Raw genomic sequence first — 19,487 nt, forward strand, 5'->3', positions numbered from 1 at the left:
AATTCTTTAATTAAGATCTTTAATTAACAATTATCTCTCCATTAACCAGATAAATATTAATTTCGTCTTTATTAAGGTAATGATTATTCAATATATTATTTGAAATTTTTGTCTCAATCTGTTTTTGAATAATTCTTTTTAAAGGCCTTGCACCATAGGCATGATCGAAACTGTTCTTGACAAGTTGGTTAATTGCCTCATCCGTAATTTTGAATTTTAAGTTTTTTTTGTTAATTCTTTTTTCTAAATTTTGAAGCTGGATTTTTGCAATTTCTTTTATGTCGTTTAATCCTAAATTATTAAAAATAACTATTTCATCAAGTCGATTTAAAAACTCAGGCTTGAAAAATTTTTTAAGTTCATTATTAGCAACTTTTTTAATTTCATTTGTATCTTCTTTTCTAACTGATAAATCATTTATTGATTGACTTCCTAAGTTACTTGTGAGAACAATGATTGAATTTTTGAAATTGATTGTACGACCCTGACCATCAGTAATAATTCCATCATCAAGAACCTGTAAAAGAATATCTAAAATATCTTTGTGTGCTTTTTCTATTTCATCTAGAAGTATCAACGAATAAGGATTTTTCCGCACTGCTTCAGTTAATTGACCGCCTGATTCGAAACCTAAATATCCAGGTGGCGCTCCTATAATTTTGCTTACTGAATGCTTTTCCATATATTCAGACATATCCAGTCTCGTAATTGAAGAATTTGAATCGAATATAATTTTGGCGGTTACTTTACTCAGCTCTGTTTTTCCAACACCAGTTGGACCTAAGAAGAGGAAACTGGCTAAAGGCTTGCTTGGATCATTTAGACCAGTCCTTGATCTCTTAATGGAATCTGCAACAGCCCTAATTGCACTATCTTGACCAATAATTTTTTCTTTAAGGATTGACTCGAGGCTCAAAAGTTTATCTTTTTCTGACTGGTTTAAGTTCTGTACTGGAATAGAGGTCCACTTTGAGACAACTTCTGCAATATCATCACAAGTCACCTCCTGCCTTAAAAGACTCGTCTCACCGTTTTTGTAAGAACTAGCTAGACGCTCACTTTTTTCTCTCAATTTTTTTTGTAAAGAATTTAAAGTTCCAAATTCTAATTCTGCTGCTTTATTGAGGTCGAAACTCCTTTTGGCTTGATCTATTTGCAATTGAACAGATTCAATTTCTTCTTTTATGGTGCTAATCTCATCAATTTCATCTTTTTCTTTTTTCCATTTATCGCCTAATTCTGCTTGTTTATCTTTAAGGGATATAAGTTCATTATTGATTTTTTTTAATCTTTCTAAAGAAAAATCATCTATTTCTCTTTTTAAAGATAATTTTTCCATCTCAAACTGCAGAACTTTTCTATCAATTTCATCAATTTCTTCAGGTTTGGAAGTGATGACCATATTTAATCTTGAGGCTGCTTCGTCGATTAGATCTATTGCTTTATCAGGAAGAAATCTATCGTTAATATATCTTTCGCTAAGGGTTGCAGCTGCAACTAAAGCATTATCAGAAATTCTCACACTATGATGAACTTCGTATCTTTCTCTCAATCCTCTTAATATTGATACAGTGTCATCTATTGAAGGAGCATCAATTTTTATTTTCTGAAATCTTCGTTCTAAAGCAGGATCTTTTTCTATATTTTGTTTATGTTCAATAATAGTTGTAGCACCAATACATCTAAGTTCTCCTCTAGCAAGCATTGGTTTTAATAGGTTGCTCGCATCTAAAGAACCTCCGCTAGCACCAGCTCCAACAACTGTGTGAATTTCATCAATAAAAAGAATGATTTTACCGTCTGATTCTTTAACCTTCTTCAGGACATTTTTTATTCTTTCTTCAAATTCTCCACGATATTTTGCCCCAGCGATAAGAGAACCCATATCTAATGAAATTAGTTGCCTATCTTGTAGGGCAGAAGGTACATCGCCATTAATAATTCTTTGAGCCAACCCTTCAACAATAGCCGTTTTACCAACCCCAGGTTCTCCAATAAGAACAGGATTATTTTTTGTTCTTCTACTCAATATTTGAATTGTTCTTCTAATCTCTTCATCCCTACCAATAACTGGGTCTAAAATTCCATCTCGTGCAGATTGGGTTAGATCAATACCATATTTTCCCAAAGACTCACTAGAAGTATCAAATTCGTTTTTTACTGCTGGATCTGACTTCATTTTCTTTATAGTTTCAAGAAATTCTGGAATGCCTTTTTGATTTAAAATTTGAAATCCATATTTATTATCATAAGTGAAACCGTAAACTAAGTGTTCTGTTGATATCACTACATCATTTAAAGTATTTTTTATATCATTTGCTTTTAAAAATATTTTGTGAAGAGTATCACCGATATATAAATTATCTTGTTTATCTTTCATTTTTGCCTTCAAATTTAATGAAGACATTATTTCTTTCTCAATCTCTTTGATGTTTACATTATTATTTTTTAAGATTTTTTTTGTAAGATTATCTTTTTTTATAAGAGCTAAAAATAAATTGTCAGAGTCTACGTTTTGTTGATGATTTTTATAAGCAATTTCTTTGGCCAAAATAAAACAGTTCCAAGCAGAATTTGAAAATTCGCTTGGAACTATTTTCATCAAAATATAATTATGATTGTGGTAAGTATTTAGTAAAAATGAACTTAATTATTAAAAGATTTATTCAACAATAACTTTACCTACCATTCCAGCTCCTCTGTGAGGCTCGCAATAATAATCATAAGTTCCTGCAGTGTCAAATGTTTCTTCCCAAGACTCTCCTGGAGCAAAAGCTAGATCTGCATGACTTAATTCCTCCTGTCCATCAAAAACTGCATTGTGTGGAGCTAATTTATTATTGACGAATTTAACTGTGTCACCAGCACTAATAGTTACTGTACTTGGTTCAAATGCAAGCATTCCAGCATCTGTACCAAGTTTTACTTCAACAGTCTTAGCTGAAACTGATGAAATTCCTAGACCTAGAGTTAAAACTATTGCGAATAACCCTGCAAAGATTGAACGAAACATAATTAAAATTTACTTATACATATATTACAAGGCTTTGGGAGCCGAACTGTGAGAATTTTAATTGTTATTACAGCTTGGTAACTTAGATAACCTTAAAATATCATTCAGTGACTTAGCATAACTTTTAAGTTTGAAAGTCTCAGGATTAGTGATAGGGACATGATTAAAGTCATATTTCTTGATACTGAAGCTATCCCAAGCGGTGGTTTGTATAGGAAGAATTCTTAATAATATTTTTAGAATTTTTTTTGTGAGGGGTATAGCAAAATATCTCCTCATGTTGTTTCTTTTTAAAAGTGTAATTATGGCATAATCAATTGAAATAAATTTCTGACCTAGGACAAATTTTCTAAAGCCTTTGTATTGCTCTTCTTTATGATGCTTAATTAGAAACCCACAAATTTGAGCGATATCATTTGCGTGTATAAAGTGAAATTTAGAATCGAGTTTTAAAAATCTTGCTAACCAAAGCCATTTCCCTATTTCTCTCAATCCGCTAGTTAAATAACTTACAGGATATTTACTTTTTTTTCCAAGATTTCCTCCAAAAACTAAGGTAGGGAAAACAGCGAAAGTTTTTTCTGCAAATGAGCTTTCTCTAAGTCTCTGGAAACATTCATATTTTGTTTGAATGTACTCTGTTCCATAAATCAATGATTCCCTCATTAATTCTGTTTGGGTATCAAGAATGCTAGCTGTTGAAAAATAAATAATCTTATCTAACTTTTCTATATCAACCATTTCAAGTAATTCTTCAAAAGCTTTAATATTTACTTCATAGGCTCTTCTAGGATCTCCCCATGCTGTAGCAGTATGTATTAGGTAATTAATTTGACTAATTTCCTTTTTATAACTTTTTGATTCCCTAATATCGCACACTAGTAACTTGACTTTTTTATTTTCTTGAATAGAAATTGGCAACTTACTTTTGTCTCTTACCATGAGATAAAGCCTGAAGTTTGTGTTTTTTAAAAACCAATCAACTAAATATTGGCCAACACATCCATTCGCACCTGTGATTAATAAGTTTTTAAATGCCAAAACTTTGACTAATAAGTGAGTTTTTTTCCATGTTCAAAAAATGTTTGAGCATTTTCTTCTGGAGTCCCAGGTAAAATCCCATGACCCAAATTAAGAATATATTTCCTGTCTTTAATCTTATTGAAAGTATTATCTATCCTTTCTTTTATTGATGCTTTGTTTCCGAATAAAACGCCAGGGTCAACATTACCTTGAATTCCTATCCCACTAGGGATTCTTTTACAAGCTTCTTCAATATCTACAGTCCAATCTAATGAGATTATATCTACTCCAGTTTTTGCCATTCTTTCTATGACTCCAGCACTTCCTGAAATGTAAAGAATTACTGGTGTTTCTGGGTATTCAGCTTTTACAATTTCAACAACTTTTTTTTGATAAGGCCCAGCAAAGATATCGTAGTCTTGTGGGCTTAGTTGGCCTGCCCATGAATCAAAAATTTGTACTACTTGTGCTCCAGATTTTATTTGATATTTAAGATATTCACCAATAGATTTTGCAAAATGATCAAGCAGTTTATGAAGTAAATCTGGTTCTTTAAAAGCCATTGCTTTTATTAAAGAATAATTTTTACTGCTTTTACCTTCAACTACATATGCAGCAAGAGTCCAAGGTGCTCCAACAAAACCTAAAACTGTTGCTTCATCATTCACATTTTTTTTTAGTGAAGAAAGCACTTGCCCAACAAAACTTAAACTTTCACTTGGATTTAATTCTCTTAAATTTTTTATCTGGTTAAGAGTTCTTATTGGGTCCTCAATTATTGGACCTTTACTTTCTATTATTTCAAAATTTATGCCCATCCCTGGAAGAGGTGTGAGAATATCTGAAAAAAGGATCACACCATCTGGTTTGAAAGCATGAAAAGGCTGCATTGAAATCTCATAAGATAGTTCTGGATTCTCAGACCTCTCTCTAAAGCTTGGGTAACGCTCCCTTAAATCTCTATAGATTTTCATATATCTTCCTGCTTGCCTCATCATCCATACTGGAGGCCTATTTACTTTTTTACCTAATGCGGCAGAAAGTAGTAGCGGTAAATTTTCACCCATTTTTCAATTAAATATGTTTAAAAAAAATTTTTTAAAATTCCAACTTAAAAATCTTACAATGTAAAGCAGATCAAAAGCGTTATATGAACAATTATATGAAGAACTAAGTTAAATGAGACTTCTTATTTTTTTGATTGATGTTTGAAGATACTTACGCTTAATGGGGGCAAAGCAAGTTCTAGAGCATTTTGATAATCATGAATATTGTAATTTATAGTTTCTTTGCCTCCCATATTTCCTTTATTACTGCCTCCATATTTAGATCCATCCGAATTAAATATCTCCTTGTAGAATCCTTCTACGGGAACACCCACTTTATATGAACCATGAGTATTAGGTGTAAAGTTGGCAACTACAACAAGCCACTCATTGGTATCGTTTTCTCTTCTCATAAAACTTATTACCGAATTAGATTTATCATTACAATCAATCCATTGAAATCCATAAGGATCAAAGTCGTTTTTCCATAACGCAGGTTCATTTTTATAAAGTGCATTTAGGTCATCAATCAAGTTTCTAATACCTTTATGAGGTTCAAATTCTAGTAACTCCCATTGCAGATCGTCCCAAACATTCCATTCTTGTCTTTGTCCAAATTCCATTCCCATAAATATCGTTTTTTTACCAGGGTGGGTCCACATATAAGTTAATAAAGCTCGAGTATTTGCATATTTCTTCCAGTCATCACCAGGCATTTTATGCAAAAGATGACTTTTCCCATGGACAACCTCATCATGACTAAGAGCAAGCATAAAGTTCTCTGTATAGTTATATGTTATTGAGAAAGTTACACTGTTTTGATGGAATTGCCTAAACCAAGGATCTATCTCAAAATAATCGAGCATATCGTGCATCCATCCCATATTCCATTTCAAATTAAATCCTAAACCTCCCATGTCAGTTGGTTTGGTTACCATTGGCCAAGTTGTTGATTCTTCAGCGATAGAAAGTGCACCTGGGAAATATTGGAAGAGTATATGATTAGCCTGTTGAAGAAATTTAACGGCTTCAATATTTTCGTTCCCACCATTTTCGTTGGGTATCCATTCTCCGTCTGGGCGAAGATAATCTCTGTAAAGCATTGAAGCTACAGCATCTACTCTTATGCCATCAATATGAAACTCTTCAAACCAATAAACGAGGTTGGCTACTAAAAAATTTCTTACTTCGTTTCTGCTGTAATTAAATATTAAGGTTCCCCATTCTTTATGTTCCCCTATGCGTGAATCTCCATGTTCATAAAGATGACAACCATCAAAAAATGCTAAACCATGCTTATCCTTTGGAAAATGACCAGGTACCCAATCAAGAATTACTCCAATTCCCTCTTCATGACATGTATTGACAAACTCTCTAAATTCATTTGGGGTACCAAATCTACTTGTTGGTGCATACCAACCTGTAACCTGGTATCCCCATGAACCATCGAAAGGATGTTCAGATATTGGCATTAGTTCAATATGAGTAAATCCTCTCTCTTTTACGTAAGGGATGAGTTTTTCGGTTAATTCTGGATAAGTTAATAATCTTGTTCCAGGTTTTAAATCGGCCGCAGGAACTGGATCTCTTGGTTCACCATTTTCTTCAAGATATTTATTATCTGTTGATTCATGGAGCCAGCTTCCTAAATGCATTTCATAAACTGAAATAGGCTTGTTAATTTGACTAGAAGAATCTCTATTTGAAATCCAAGAACTATCATTCCAATTAAAGTTTTTCAATTTTGAAACTATTGAACCATTTTGAGGTCTTATTTCATGAAGGAAACCATATGGATCAGCTTTCTCATAAATATGACCTTGTTGTGTTCTTATTTCGTATTTATATGTGTCTCCCTCTTGCATTGTTGGCATGAATAGTTCCCAAATCCCCCCTAATCTTTTTTGCATTGGATGATGTCTTCCATCCCAAGAATTTATATCTCCAATTATCGAGATTGATTTCGCATTTGGAGCCCAAATGCAAAACATGACCCCTTTTTGATTCTTTTCTTCAATGAGATGTGCTCCCATTTTTTTCCAAATATGATGATGATTACCTTCTGCAAAAAGATGCCTATCAACTTCTCCCATCCACTCTTCTCTAAATGACCAAGGATCATGTTGTGTATGTGTGATTCCTCCTCGTGAAATATTTATTTCGTAATCAGAATTTGGATTTTCAGGGAGGATTGCTTCAAAAAGCCATTTGTGGTTAATGATTTCCGCCTTGTAGGTATTATTTTTAAAATTTATTTTAACTTCGTCGGCTTCAGGCATCCATACCCTTATTACCCATTGCTCTTCATAAAAATGAGGACCTAATATTTTTAATGGATTATCATTGCAACAATTTTCTAGGTTGATAGCTTCTGATTTAATCCAGTCTGCTTGAATTGTCTCGATCATGACTGGTAGATATTAAGGATTTATAATATCAAATGATTAACCAAAAAAATAATTATTTATAAAAAAAAGGAGTCATTTTCATAAATGTTTTATTAAGGCTAAAACTTAGAGTAATAATTCTATGATTTGCTGAGGGTGCTCCAACATTTTCCTCCCCAAATCCAGGATTAACTCCAATAGCAGGATAAGCTGCTGCAGATATAGATAAGCGAAGCTTGCTATCTTTAATCAAACAAATATTTGTTGGCTGCATTGTGATTTGATAAATGCATTCTTGATTTATTTTGGAGTTCTTAATCCTTAAGAAGCCAGTTGAAAATTGATTAATCTTTCTATTATCTTTTTCAACTAGAGATAAAGCAAGGCAGATATCGAAATTTGGCTGATCACTTTTTACCGGGATTTCTAATAATGGAACTCCTTTTAAATATTGATCTTCTTCGAAAGAATTAGTTTGAAAAACGCCTACATCTAGGCGTTTATCAATAACACTTCTGTTAAACATTCCTGGATTTGGACCTAAATGACCACCGTCAGAGGGAGTAGGTCTCCATGGGTCATTAACAATTGTGAACCATCCTGAGCCTTTTGAATTTATGGTCAGACTTCCATCTTCAACATCTACATTTGCGGTGCCATTGCTTTTGAGCCCAAAAATAAATTCAGGGTGAAATTTATTGTCTAATTCTTCCCATTTATTTAATGAAATATTCCATATTTTTTTCTCAACTTTTAAATTCTTAGAACTAAAAATTTCATCTGATTTTAAATGTTTATCAAAAAATTTTAACAAAGATTCTTGTGATCCCTCCCACCAATTAAGATGCGTCGCATTACCAATAATAATCTCTGGATTTCCGCCAGCCTCTTTAGATTTTTTATAAAGATCAAAGGCACCTTTTAAATGTGGATCCCAAAGTCCTCCAATAATTAACATAGGTTGTTTCATCCATGTTGGAATTGGTTTAAATTCTTCAAAAAGGCAAGCATTATTTAAATTTTTAAGCCATTTCAAAACGAAGCTATTAGGATCATATTTTTTTAAAATATCAATTCCCTCCCGTAAATAACTCTTATTTTCTAAGGCTAATCTTATCTTTTTCCACTCAAATAAATTATTTTCTCTTTTCATTTTTAGTGCTGCAATTTGCAGTCCCCATGTAATATTGTTATGCCACCAATATGCTCCTCCATCTGAGCACCAATGATCCTTAATATTCATCCCAGTCATTGCTGGCGATAAGCAATCGGGGGGCTTTGATTTTAATTCACCAGTAAGTTGAGTAAATCCTTGATAGGAAAAACCATATAACCCAAGTTTCCCATTGCATTCTTTTAAAGACCTTACCCATTCATGTGTTTCTGAAGTATCGCAAGCTTCTTGAGAAAAACCATTAAAAACTCCTTCAGAAGAACCCATACCTCTGACATCTTGAATTATTACCATATACCCCTTGGAAGCCCACCATTCAGGATGAGAATAGGTAATAGTTGATGCTATTTCTCTGCCATAAGGTTGCCTCATTAATAATGCAGGCCAAGGTCCATTACTATTAGGCAACCAAATCCTTGATATAAGTTTTACTCCATCTCTAAGTATTAGAGACTTGTCAAACCATCTTGAACCAGACATTTAGGCTTTAAATAATTTCTGGACAGTGCAGCCCAATTACGTAAATAGAAAAGATCTCTGCGTTAACGGGAGATAACTTTTTTTTGTTTGATACATACTCTATAGCTTTATCTGAACTAGCTGAAATGCCTTTTGAATTAAAATCTCTAAACTTATTACATAAACTCTTAGCTTCGCTTGGATTCTTTTTTACACTTTCTAATAAGTTAGACTGACTAAAAACAGGGTATAAAGAGTTTGAAAACAAAAATAACAAAAATAAAAAAGGTTTCATTATTACTTACTTTTTCTAAATTGTACATTAAAAAATTTTTTTAACCAAGATTTCAAATAGATTTGCAGATTTGAGAAGCTTTTTTAATCCATTCTTTTAAGAGAGTAAAAGTTGTATCTGTCTCAGTTTTTACTCTAAGACTTCTTTCCAATCTACCAATTTTGCGTTCTAATTCGTAAGGAGTAGATAGTGATAATGATTTAATAGAAGATATACCGCAATGTAATAGTAGATATGCTTGCGGTGGAGAAATTCCAATTTCATTTTTAAAAATTGCTATAGCTCTAATTTTCTTTAAATTATTCAATGTACATAGTGAAGATTTTCTTTGAATCTCATTTATATCTTGGTCAGATAGATTACTTAATTTTTCAAAATCAGTTAGATTATTCTGCAAAAAAAAAGATTTCTCATGTCTAAAGTTAGTTGGCAAAAAATCTAAAAAGGTATTACTTCTCATTGTTTAACGGACTAATTCATTTTGACATTTTTCTGAACTTCCCCTATAACAACTGGTTTACTTACACCTTCTGAAATTTTTTCAAGTTTTCTTATCTTTATTTTTACATTCGCACCAGATCTACTACCTTTCCTTAAATTTTCCGATAATTGTTCCAAAGTTGGTTCAATAGATTCTTCTGGGAAATCATCATCTGCTTTAGCAATAATCAAATCGAACCCATTGTCATAAACAATTGGGACATATTTTGCATCTTCTATTACTACTTTTTCACTATAACTTTGTATAAATGCCCAACTGCTTAAAGAAAGTAATAACGAGAAAATGGTTGCTCCTATTACTCTAAATTTAAAACCAAAATTAAATACAAAGGATATAACCGTAACGCATAAAAGGAATATTCCAAGGAATCCAAAAATTTTGGGTGTGTTCTCTAATAGTTCAAAAAAAGACATTTAGTGGCTTTGACCTAATTAATTTCTTATATTTTGTAAGCCTACTCTATTTTTGGGCTCTAACTTGAAAAAAATTAGATCTCTAAATTTAAATACTAAGATTCTTTTTGTAGGGTTGCTTTTACCCTTTGGTTTTTTAGGCACATTTTTATTAAATAATTTTCTAAAAGAAACTTATAATTCTAGAAAATTTGAACTGGAAGAAAGAATTGAGACTCTTTTGGATAAAAATGTTGACTTGGGTGATTATGTCGGAATTAGATTTCTAGGTATTTCTTTAAGTAATTCAAAAATTAATGATAAAAAAAATATAGATTCTGAAATTAAAGCTAAAAATGTATATGTTGGCATTATGCCTTTTAGATCTTTTTTAGAACAAAAATGGATAGTAAAAATAAGTCCTAAGGAAGCTGCGATAAGTCTAGATAGAGATTTTTTTAAAAGGGATGAATCTTATAAAAATTCACGAAGTAGAAAAAAATCACAATCAAAGTATGAATTGAACTTTAACCTAAATAAATATTCAATTTTAAAATTTAATAAAATAGGATTAAAAACAAAAGTAAAAGGTAATATTATCTACAAGTCAATTAATAGACAAATCATTGCAAATGTAAAGTCTGATTTTGATGAAAAAGGTTTTTTAAAATTTAAATTTAATACAAAGTTAAATCAAGACTTTTTCAAACTGGATTTATTTTCTAAGGGTTTAGATCTAGGGAATTCTGAATACATTGTTGGTAATAGAAAAATTAGTTTTGAAAAAGGAAACTTTAAATCTAACTTTAAATTTAACAAATTACCAAATGAAACATTTTGCAAAGGAAGATTTTCTTTTACTAATGTAAAAATTAAATCGGAAGCTTTCTCAGAAAATATAAATTCAGATTCAACCAGTTTTTTTTGTAAAGATAATAATTTAATTGGTAATTCAGAAAAATTAGATTATGGAACTTTGAGTTCTAATTTTAATCTAAATGTACCATTTAATAAAAGTTCCAATAGTATTGATCTTAAAGGAAGTATTGGCTACATTAATAGTCTTAATCCAGATATCAAATTATCGGGTAATTTACCTTATTGGTTTGATAGAAGAGGTATTAATTTTGGTGATATAGAAACTAGTTTTACAATAAATAGAACTCAATTATCTAATTTAAATATTTTCCGAAAAAATAATATTAGGGGTTTTATTACTGCTAAAGGAGAATTAAAAGGAAAAGTTACTGATCCTAATATTTCGATAAACTTTAATATTGATTATCCGCACTATAAAGGTATCCGTATTAGAGAAATATGGGAGGGGGATATTAAAAATGAAAATAATGAATTTCAGTTAAATATGAAAAATAGATATTCTCCAATCCCATCATTTCTTTCAATCAAGTTTGATTCTGATCTTAAATTGGATAATGCAAATTTTATAAGAGTTTTTAACTCAAATAAAGGCAGCATAAGTATCCTAAATGAGAATGGTAGTTATAATTGGCGAGCGGATAATTTTCCTCTTGATGAACTTGAATTATCAATAAGAAACAATCAATTTGATAGAATTAAAGGAATTATTAATGGCTCTGGATCAATATCTTCAGACCAGTCTAATATTGATGGGCGGCTGGCTTGGAGCCTTGGTAAATATAGAAATATAGAGCTAGATAACTCATTATTTGAATTTAGCTTCAAAAATAATATTTTTAATATTAACTCATCATTATATCCAATCGATGGAGGAATAATTGAGATCAATTATGAATCAAATAATAATAATTTAATTAATTCAGAATTCACCAATATAAGCACTAGTTGGACTGTCCTTACTGCACTTGATATTTTTAATTTTGATAATAAAAAAGTTATTCCAACTATAAAGTCCAATATCCTAGATGATTTAGAAATAAATAAGGAAAATAATTCGTTTGAAGAGAGGATTCAATTTATAAATAACCTCATTGAAAATAATAATACGCTAGATGAAAAATTTAACTTAAAAGAATATTTAAATAAATTAAGCAGTAGATATAATGGAAAAGTATCTATTGAGGGTAATAGTCCAAGTAACTATAAATTAAATGCAAAATTAAATGGTTATCTTGAACTATCTAGAGAAGAATATAAAAATAAAAAAGATGAATTTTCTATTGATTTGGAAGGAGGTTTATTAAGAGGGGAAGGTTCCTTAAAAATTAAAAAATTACCATTAAGTGCAGCAAATATATTTTTAAATAAACCAAGAGATTTTCTTGGAGGTTTGGATATGAATTTATTTTATGATCTTGATACAAAATCTTTCTCTGGTGAAGTTTCCTCCAATAATTCATCAATTAAAAATAACAAAATAATATTTGATAAAGGATTAGTTGAATTTAATAATTCTATTTTTGATATTGATTTTTCTCTTTTAGTAAATGATTCTGAAATTCCAATTAATATTGAAGGCACAATACCCATAGATAATTCAGGTAACTTAGATCTGAGATTGATTGGGAATGGAAAATTTATCGATTTAATAGATATTTTTGCTGATGAATACTTTACCTTTAAAGAAGGTGTAGTCAATATTCGGATGATAATAAAAGGGAGTTTAAATAAACCTATTTTGAACGGTTTTATAGTAATTAAAGATTCCGAAATTGAATTTTATAACAACATAATAAAAGATATCAACAGCGTGATAATTTTTGATTTTGACTCTTTAGAGATCAAGAATCTTAAAGCTAAAGCGGAAGATTCTGGAAATATTTTTATAAGAGGTTCTTTGCCTTTTTATAGTAAGAATGATTTTGGTAAATCAGAGATTAATGTGATAACCAATAAGTTTACTTTAAAGACAGGCAATTCTAATTTCCTAATCGATTCAAATATAGATTTAAGTGGATCATTTGAAAATCCTATTTTAGGAGGTGATTTATCTCTTAATAATGGATTTATTAACTTTAATAGCAATAATCAAAAAAATAAATTAGATAAAAATATTAAACGAAAGGAAGATAAGAAGGATTGGCCAGAACTCTACTGGAATAATAAGCAGAGTATTGAAATAATTTCAAATGAAACCATTTTAAATTCTGTTCTTTTAGGTGAAACCTTACCTAATTATTTAGATAATTTAAGTTTTAATAATCTTAAATTAAAACTTGGTCCAGATTTTAAACTTCAATATTCAGAAATAGTTCAAGCTTATTTAAATACTATTGTAGATCTTAATATAAACGGAATGGTTGGGAAAGATTTAAATGCTAGAGGACTTATTGATCTAAAAAAAGGCAGGGCGAATCTATACACTACACCGTTTAAACTTGATAAGAATAAAGAAAACTATATTGTATTTGCACCAAGAAGTGGAGTCGTTCCATATATTAATTTCTCTTTAGTTAGTAAAGTTCCAGATTCTATAATACCGATAAGTGAAAATAATAAAGATTTAAATATATCAAATGATTTTGATGCAGATTCTAATTCAAGTAGTTTTGGTGCATTTGGGATTGGGAATACAAGGCTTATTAAAATTGAAGCTTCTTATGAAGGATTTTTGGATCAATTATCTTTTGAAGATGAAAATAGAAGAATTCAATTGAGGAGCACGCCGAGTTATAGTAGGTCACAAATAATTGGATTAATTGGGGGAAATTCTGCAAATTTAATAAATAGAGCATTTATTTCTCAACTTAATAATGCGGATGCTTTTAGCGAGAGATTTCAATTGTCTTTATACCCAGCCTTAATAGAAAATAATGATTCCTTAAATAATATCTTTTCTAATGAAAATCTAGATATAAAAAATGATGGACAATCAGCTTCTAAAGAGGAATTTTCTTCTCAAGCTTGGGTTGCCGAATTGGGTCTTGATATTACAGATACTATAAATTTTGCGTTTCAAACTGTTCCAGGTAGAGATGACCTTTCTCCTGTTGGGATTTTGACTTTTCAGGCTAATCCAAACTTAGAACTATTAGGTTCTTATAACTCCAATGGGGAGTGGAAAAGTCAAGTTCAATTATTTTTTAGATATTAAGTCTAAAAGAAAGTTAGTTTAAAGAATCATTAATTTGAATTATTATTAAATTAGTTAAAAAATATTATGGGTAATATCTTTGAAGTTCCTCAACCAGGTAATGATCTTTTAGAGAAAGCTGATCAAGTTCGTTTGGCATCAATAAAAATAAGTCAGACTGATAATCAAAATAGAATTAAAGCCTTAAATTTTATGGCTGATTATTTAAAAAAAAATACAAAAGAAATATTAGAGGCTAATAATGAGGACTACGCAAGAGCAGAAAAGAAAGGCATTTCAAAGGCTTTACTCTCTAGATTAAAGTTATCAAAAGAAAAATTAAATTTAGGAATTGAAGGAGTAAGGAAAGTTGGAGACTTGGCTGATCCAGTAAATCAAGTTCAAATAAAAAGAGAGCTATCGAAGGGGCTGATCCTTGAAAGAAAAACTGTGCCTATTGGAGTCTTAGGTGTTATTTTTGAATCTAGACCTGATGCTGTAATGCAGATTAGTTCTCTTGCAATAAGATCAGGTAATGGAGTCATGCTTAAGGGAGGTAGTGAAGCAAATTTAACAAACACTGCAATAGTGCATGCCTTACAGAATGGATTATCTGCATCAGGTCTTGATAAAAATGCAATATGCCTACTTACAAGCAGAAAAGATAGTATGTCGATGTTAAATCTTGAGAAATATATAAACTTAATTATTCCAAGAGGAAGTAATGAATTAGTTAAATTTATTCAAGAGAATACAAGAATTCCTGTGCTAGGTCATGCTGATGGAATTTGTCACTTGTATATAGATAATGAGGCAAATCTTGAAATGGCTTTATCAGTCTCTCTAGACTGTAAAATTCAATATCCTGCAGCATGTAATGCTATTGAAACTTTATTAGTTCATAAAGATATTGCAGAAGTTTTTCTAAAGAAGGCCATACCTATGTTTAATTCACATGAAGTTAAGTTAATTGGAGATAAAAGATCAGTTGCAATGGGGATAAAATACGAGGCTAGTTTTGAAGACTGGCAAACTGAATATTTAGATTTAATCTTATCGATAAAAATTGTTGACGATCTTAATGAGGCGATCACTCATATTCAAGAATTTAGTTCAAAACACACAGATGGAATAATTACTGAAAATTCAATTACTGCTAATAAATTTATGAATACAGTTGATAGTGCAGGTGTTTTTCATAATTGCTCTACAAGGTTTGCTGACGGTTTTAGATATGGATTTGGAGCTGAAGTTGGGATATCTACTCAAACTCTTCCTCCAAGGGGGCCAGTAGGTTTAGAAGGTTTGGTAACTTATAAATATTTTCTAAAAGGTGATGGTAATATAGTTGATGATTTTTCATCTGGTAAGGCTATCTTTACACATAAAGATCTTTAAAACTTTTAAAGATGGAAACTTTTTTAAAAATTGAGAATATTAAACTTTGGGCTAGAGTTGGTGTTCTTGATAAAGAAAGGGAATTAGGTCAACTATTTAGTTTGGATATATTTTTGTGGACTGATTTTGAAAAGTGTACCTTAAATGATGATATTAAAAAAACTGCTGACTATTCGAAATTAGTTCAAATTTTAAAAGAACAATCAAAAAAAATATATTGTTTCACAATCGAAAAATATTCAAATGAAATTTTAGAAATCATTGATCAGGGATTTAAGTTTTCTAAAATTAAAATTATTTTGACAAAATGCAATCCTCCAATTACGGGTTTTGATGGGAAGGTGTCAATAGTAAGAATTCTTGAAAATAATTAAAAGTATTGGAAAAAAGAAATCCCATTATATTGATTCATGGTCTTTGGAATACATCAAGTATTTTTTCTTCTTTTACCTCAAAACTTGATGATATTGGAATTGAATATTTTGCCCCAACTCTTAAGCATTCATATGGAATGACTTCAATTATTGATTTGACTAATATATTAAACGAATTAATTTTAGAGAAATATGGTTTAGAAAAAGAATTAGATATTTTGGGATTTTCTATGGGGGGAATAATTGGTAGGTATTGGATTCAAAAATTTAATGGTTATAAAAGAACAAGAAGATTAATATCTATAGGCTCTCCTCACAAAGGAACTTTGATGGCTCAATTAATACCTAAATACCCTTTTAAAGGAATATCAGAAATGAAAATTAATAGTAAATTTTTGAGAGAACTTGCAGATAATGATTTTTTTCTTGATGATATAGAGTGTATAAATTTCTTTACTTATTGGGATCTAATGGTTTTCCCTAGCTGGTGGACAAATTTAAATTTTGGTAAAAAAATATCAGTAAGAGTATATAAACATAGAAATCTTGTAAGAAATAAAGCTGTGATTGACAAAATAATCGATGAAATTACTATGTAATTCCAGACAGACCCAAGTGTCTTATTAAGGAATCTGTTTGCGGCTCTCTCCCCCTGAATAGTTTAAATATGTCTAATGGAGGTAAGCTGCCACCCAAACTTAGTATTGTATCTTTAAATTTCCTTCCTATTAACTTTAAATCTTCAGAGTTTTCAAGATCAGCTTCCTCGAACATAGAAAATGCATCAGCACTTAGAACCTCAGCCCATTTATATGAGTAATAACCTGCAGAATATCCTCCTGCAAATATATGACTAAAACAACAAAGAAATTGATCTTCTTTAATTGGTTCAATAACAGTTGTTTGTTTTGCAATTTCTCTTCTTATTTCATCTGCTTTTTTACCTTCGTTTTTATCAATACTACTGTGTAATCTGAGGTCTGTTATCGCGAAATGTAATTGTCTAAGAGTTGCCATACCACAATTAAAAGTTCTATTCTTTAGGAGCTTCTCAAAATTTTCATCGGATAATTTTTCTCCTGTTTTATAGTGCTTCGCAATATTCAAAAGTGTGTTTTTGTGGAAACACCAGTTTTCCATGAATTGACTTGGAAGTTCAACTGCATCCCATTCAACATTATTGATCCCAGCTGCTTGAGGAAGATTTACAGTAGTAAGCATGTGCTGAAGACCATGACCAAATTCATGGAACAATGTCTGAACCTCTTCAAAACTCATCAAACTTGGTTTATCTTTTGATGGCGGAGTCTGATTACAAACAAGATAAGCTACGGGGAGAATCTTTTTGCCGACATTATTTTTATTCAAACATTCATCCATCCAAGCCCCTCCTCTCTTTGATTCAGGCCGAGAATATGGATCGAGGTAAAAAGATGCTATTTTGTTATCTTCCTTATTAAGGATATTAAAAAACAAAACGTCATCATTCCACTTAGGAGCCTCATCAGTTGCCTCGACCACTTTAATTTCAAAAAGCTTTTCGCTTAATTTAAATAAACCATTTAATACATCATTTAGAGGAAACCAAGGTCTCAGAGACTCTTGATCCAAATTAAACTTTTCTTTTCTAAGAAGTTCAGACCAATAACTAATATCCCATGGCTCAATATTCTGTGATTTTGGAAATCCATTAGCTTTAGAAAATTTATCGAGCGTTTCTAATTCAATTTTTGCTGTTTTGAATGCTGGTTCTCTCAATTCTTCTAAAAGGTTTTCAACATTCTTAATTTCTTTAGCCATTTTAGTTGACAAACTTAGTTCAGCCCAACTTTTATAACCTAGAAGATTAGCCTGTTTACTTCTAAGAGATAATATATCTTCAATGATTTGTGAATTATTTTTTTCTCCTTGAGACGCTCTACCAACGAATGCCTTATATAATTTCTCCCTAAGGTTACGGTCGGTAGCATATGTCATAAATGAAGTGTAAGTTGGTATATCTAGACTTAATTTCCAAGGACCATTTTTAGTATTAATTTCACCATCTTTTTTTAAGTGATTGTGTGCAGAAATAGCCATCAATTCAAGCACTCGTTCGGGAAGACCATCGACTTCAGATTTTTTATTTAATATCAAAAACCATTTATTAGTGGCATCAATAACATTGTTGCTGAAGTCTGTTGATAACTTCCCAAGCTTTTCTGAAATATTGTTGAAATTTTCTTGATCATTTTTTTGTAGTGAGATTCCTCTATGTTGCATCTCAAGAATTTCTTTATCTAAAATTCTGTTTTTGATTTGATCAAAGTTATTTGTTTCTTTAAGCTTGACTAAAGAATTGTAAATTATTTTACTTTGTCCGAATTTATTACTCAAGCTAATAATCTCGGGAAGAAATTTTGAATAAATATCTCTAAGACTTTCAGAATTATTTACTGCATTTAAGTGACTTATTACTCCCCAACTCCATCTAAGAATTTCATTGACTTCATTTAAAGGATTTATCACTTTATCCCAATTTAAATCTTTTTGAATCAAATAATTAGATAAATTTTTCTCTATGTTTTTAAAATCTTCATCAATCTTTTCCAGCACTACTGGAAATTGTTTCCTGATATTTTCGGGAGTGAAATTTTTAAATTCTGGTATTTCTCCATAATTAAAAATTGAGGTATCCATTTATTTAGATAAACTAATTTACTAATGTTGTAATCATTCCAACTAATTTAGCTAAGGATAGTTGTTGACTGAGAGCATTAGTTGAAGATTCGTATAAATTTATCGCAATTTTAGGCCAAAAACCTATTACTAAAGTAGGCAGCAATAAACTGAACCCAATTGTCAGCTCTCTACCATTCATTTCTTTAACTGTTGCTAGTGCAGGAATTCTGGGCCCAAAAAATACTCTTCTACACATGGATAGAAGATATATAGGAGTTAGTACTAGACCGATAGCTGCTATAAGAATTGTGATTGATCTGAAAATAGAGCTAAAGCCTTCTTGACTTGTGATACCTAAAAATACAGTTATTTCACTTATAAAACCGCTCATCCCAGGTAGTGCTAAAGAGGCCAAAGAGCTTGCTAAGAAAAAAGCAAAAGTTATTGGTAAAACCTTAGCTAAACCTCCCATATTTGGGATTGAAAGAGTATTTGTTCTTTCATAGAATGAGCCAGTAACAAAAAACATAGCTGCAGCGATAAGTCCGTGACTAATCATCTGAAGCATTGCTCCGCTTATTCCTAGAGCATCTACCGCTCCAATTCCTAATAGAACAAAACCCATATGACTGACTGAGCTACATGCAATTCTTCTTTTAACATTATCTTGCGCAAATGCATTTAGTGCTCCGTAAATTATATTAATGATTCCAAGAATAATTAATGCAGGTGCAATTTGAAGATGTATTTC

15 protein-coding genes are annotated in these 19,487 nt (G+C 30.8%); 4 read left to right on the forward strand and 11 right to left on the reverse strand.

Annotated features, from left to right (window positions below):
- Positions 1-19: 19 nt before the first annotated feature.
- From EU95_RS02640 to EU95_RS0109090, 9 genes are all read right to left on the reverse strand, one after another.
- The gene (locus EU95_RS02640) at positions 20-2,602 is read right to left on the reverse strand and encodes an ATP-dependent Clp protease ATP-binding subunit (RefSeq protein ID WP_032522555.1); all 2,583 of its coding nucleotides are present in this window, start codon (positions 2,600-2,602) and stop codon (positions 20-22) included.
- 60 nt (positions 2,603-2,662) lie between these two features.
- Positions 2,663-3,013, reverse strand: coding sequence for a plastocyanin (gene petE / locus EU95_RS02635; protein WP_032522556.1), 351 nt, complete (start codon positions 3,011-3,013; stop codon positions 2,663-2,665).
- A gap of 57 nt (positions 3,014-3,070) precedes the next feature.
- Positions 3,071-4,054, reverse strand: a complete 984-nt coding sequence (locus EU95_RS02630) for an NAD-dependent epimerase/dehydratase family protein (protein ID WP_032522557.1) — start codon at positions 4,052-4,054, stop codon at positions 3,071-3,073.
- Between the two features lie 8 nt (positions 4,055-4,062).
- Positions 4,063-5,103, reverse strand: coding sequence for a uroporphyrinogen decarboxylase (gene hemE / locus EU95_RS02625; protein ID WP_032522558.1), 1,041 nt, complete (start codon positions 5,101-5,103; stop codon positions 4,063-4,065).
- Between the two features lie 122 nt (positions 5,104-5,225).
- Positions 5,226-7,490 carry a 1,4-alpha-glucan branching protein GlgB gene (gene glgB / locus EU95_RS02620; RefSeq protein WP_032522559.1) on the reverse strand — a complete coding sequence of 755 codons (2,265 nt, stop codon included), beginning with the start codon at positions 7,488-7,490 and terminating at the stop codon, positions 5,226-5,228.
- A 52-nt stretch (positions 7,491-7,542) separates the two neighbouring features.
- Complete coding sequence (locus EU95_RS02615; RefSeq protein ID WP_032522560.1) at positions 7,543-9,123, reverse strand: CocE/NonD family hydrolase; 1,581 nt, start codon at positions 9,121-9,123, stop codon at positions 7,543-7,545.
- Between the two features lie 7 nt (positions 9,124-9,130).
- A complete protein-coding gene (locus EU95_RS10115) occupies positions 9,131-9,397 on the reverse strand; it encodes a hypothetical protein (RefSeq protein ID WP_032522561.1) in 267 nt (88 codons plus the stop codon).
- A 52-nt stretch (positions 9,398-9,449) separates the two neighbouring features.
- Positions 9,450-9,857 carry a DUF4332 domain-containing protein gene (locus EU95_RS02605; protein ID WP_032522562.1) on the reverse strand — a complete coding sequence of 136 codons (408 nt, stop codon included), beginning with the start codon at positions 9,855-9,857 and terminating at the stop codon, positions 9,450-9,452.
- Between the two features lie 11 nt (positions 9,858-9,868).
- Positions 9,869-10,312, reverse strand: a complete 444-nt coding sequence (locus EU95_RS0109090) for a DUF2518 family protein (protein WP_032522563.1) — start codon at positions 10,310-10,312, stop codon at positions 9,869-9,871.
- Between the two features lie 115 nt (positions 10,313-10,427).
- On the opposite strand from EU95_RS0109090, the gene EU95_RS02600 reads away from it, so the two are divergent.
- The 4 genes from EU95_RS02600 (at position 10,428) to EU95_RS02585 (ending at position 16,674) form a co-directional block, all read left to right on the forward strand.
- The gene (locus EU95_RS02600) at positions 10,428-14,324 is read left to right on the forward strand and encodes a translocation/assembly module TamB domain-containing protein (protein WP_032522575.1); all 3,897 of its coding nucleotides are present in this window, start codon (positions 10,428-10,430) and stop codon (positions 14,322-14,324) included.
- 66 nt (positions 14,325-14,390) lie between these two features.
- Positions 14,391-15,701: a glutamate-5-semialdehyde dehydrogenase gene (locus EU95_RS02595; RefSeq protein WP_032522564.1), complete on the forward strand. Its 1,311-nt coding sequence runs from the start codon at positions 14,391-14,393 to the stop codon at positions 15,699-15,701.
- Positions 15,702-15,712: 11 nt separating this feature from the next.
- Positions 15,713-16,075 carry a dihydroneopterin aldolase gene (locus EU95_RS02590; RefSeq protein ID WP_032522565.1) on the forward strand — a complete coding sequence of 121 codons (363 nt, stop codon included), beginning with the start codon at positions 15,713-15,715 and terminating at the stop codon, positions 16,073-16,075.
- Between the two features lie 5 nt (positions 16,076-16,080).
- Positions 16,081-16,674 (forward strand): esterase/lipase family protein, encoded by a 594-nt coding sequence (locus tag EU95_RS02585; RefSeq protein WP_032522566.1) that lies wholly within the window; start codon positions 16,081-16,083, stop codon positions 16,672-16,674.
- Here EU95_RS02585 and EU95_RS02580 read toward each other — a convergent pair.
- Positions 16,667-18,754, reverse strand: a complete 2,088-nt coding sequence (locus EU95_RS02580; RefSeq protein ID WP_032522567.1) for a M3 family metallopeptidase — start codon at positions 18,752-18,754, stop codon at positions 16,667-16,669. The genes EU95_RS02585 and EU95_RS02580 overlap by 8 nt on opposite strands.
- Positions 18,755-18,767: 13 nt before the next feature.
- Positions 18,768-19,487, reverse strand: a 720-nt coding sequence (locus EU95_RS02575) for a proton-conducting transporter membrane subunit (RefSeq protein ID WP_032522568.1), incomplete at its 5' end; no start/stop codon positions are given.

It is taken from the genome of Prochlorococcus marinus str. MIT 9201, from assembly GCF_000759955.1.
Taxonomy (GTDB): domain Bacteria; phylum Cyanobacteriota; class Cyanobacteriia; order PCC-6307; family Cyanobiaceae; genus Prochlorococcus_A; species Prochlorococcus_A marinus_G.

Coding starts and splice junctions, on each gene's coding strand:
- EU95_RS02640 (WP_032522555.1), bottom strand. CDS start 2,602: ATGAAAATAGTTCCAAGCGAATTTTCAAATTCTGCTTGGAACTGTTTT.
- petE (WP_032522556.1), bottom strand. CDS start 3,013: ATGTTTCGTTCAATCTTTGCAGGGTTATTCGCAATAGTTTTAACTCTA.
- hemE (WP_032522558.1), bottom strand. CDS start 5,103: ATGGGTGAAAATTTACCGCTACTACTTTCTGCCGCATTAGGTAAAAAA.
- glgB (WP_032522559.1), bottom strand. CDS start 7,490: ATGATCGAGACAATTCAAGCAGACTGGATTAAATCAGAAGCTATCAAC.
- EU95_RS02615 (WP_032522560.1), bottom strand. CDS start 9,123: ATGTCTGGTTCAAGATGGTTTGACAAGTCTCTAATACTTAGAGATGGA.
- EU95_RS10115 (WP_032522561.1), bottom strand. CDS start 9,397: ATGAAACCTTTTTTATTTTTGTTATTTTTGTTTTCAAACTCTTTATAC.
- EU95_RS02605 (WP_032522562.1), bottom strand. CDS start 9,857: ATGAGAAGTAATACCTTTTTAGATTTTTTGCCAACTAACTTTAGACAT.
- EU95_RS0109090 (WP_032522563.1), bottom strand. CDS start 10,312: ATGTCTTTTTTTGAACTATTAGAGAACACACCCAAAATTTTTGGATTC.
- EU95_RS02595 (WP_032522564.1), top strand. CDS start 14,391: ATGGGTAATATCTTTGAAGTTCCTCAACCAGGTAATGATCTTTTAGAG.
- EU95_RS02590 (WP_032522565.1), top strand. CDS start 15,713: ATGGAAACTTTTTTAAAAATTGAGAATATTAAACTTTGGGCTAGAGTT.
- EU95_RS02580 (WP_032522567.1), bottom strand. CDS start 18,754: ATGGATACCTCAATTTTTAATTATGGAGAAATACCAGAATTTAAAAAT.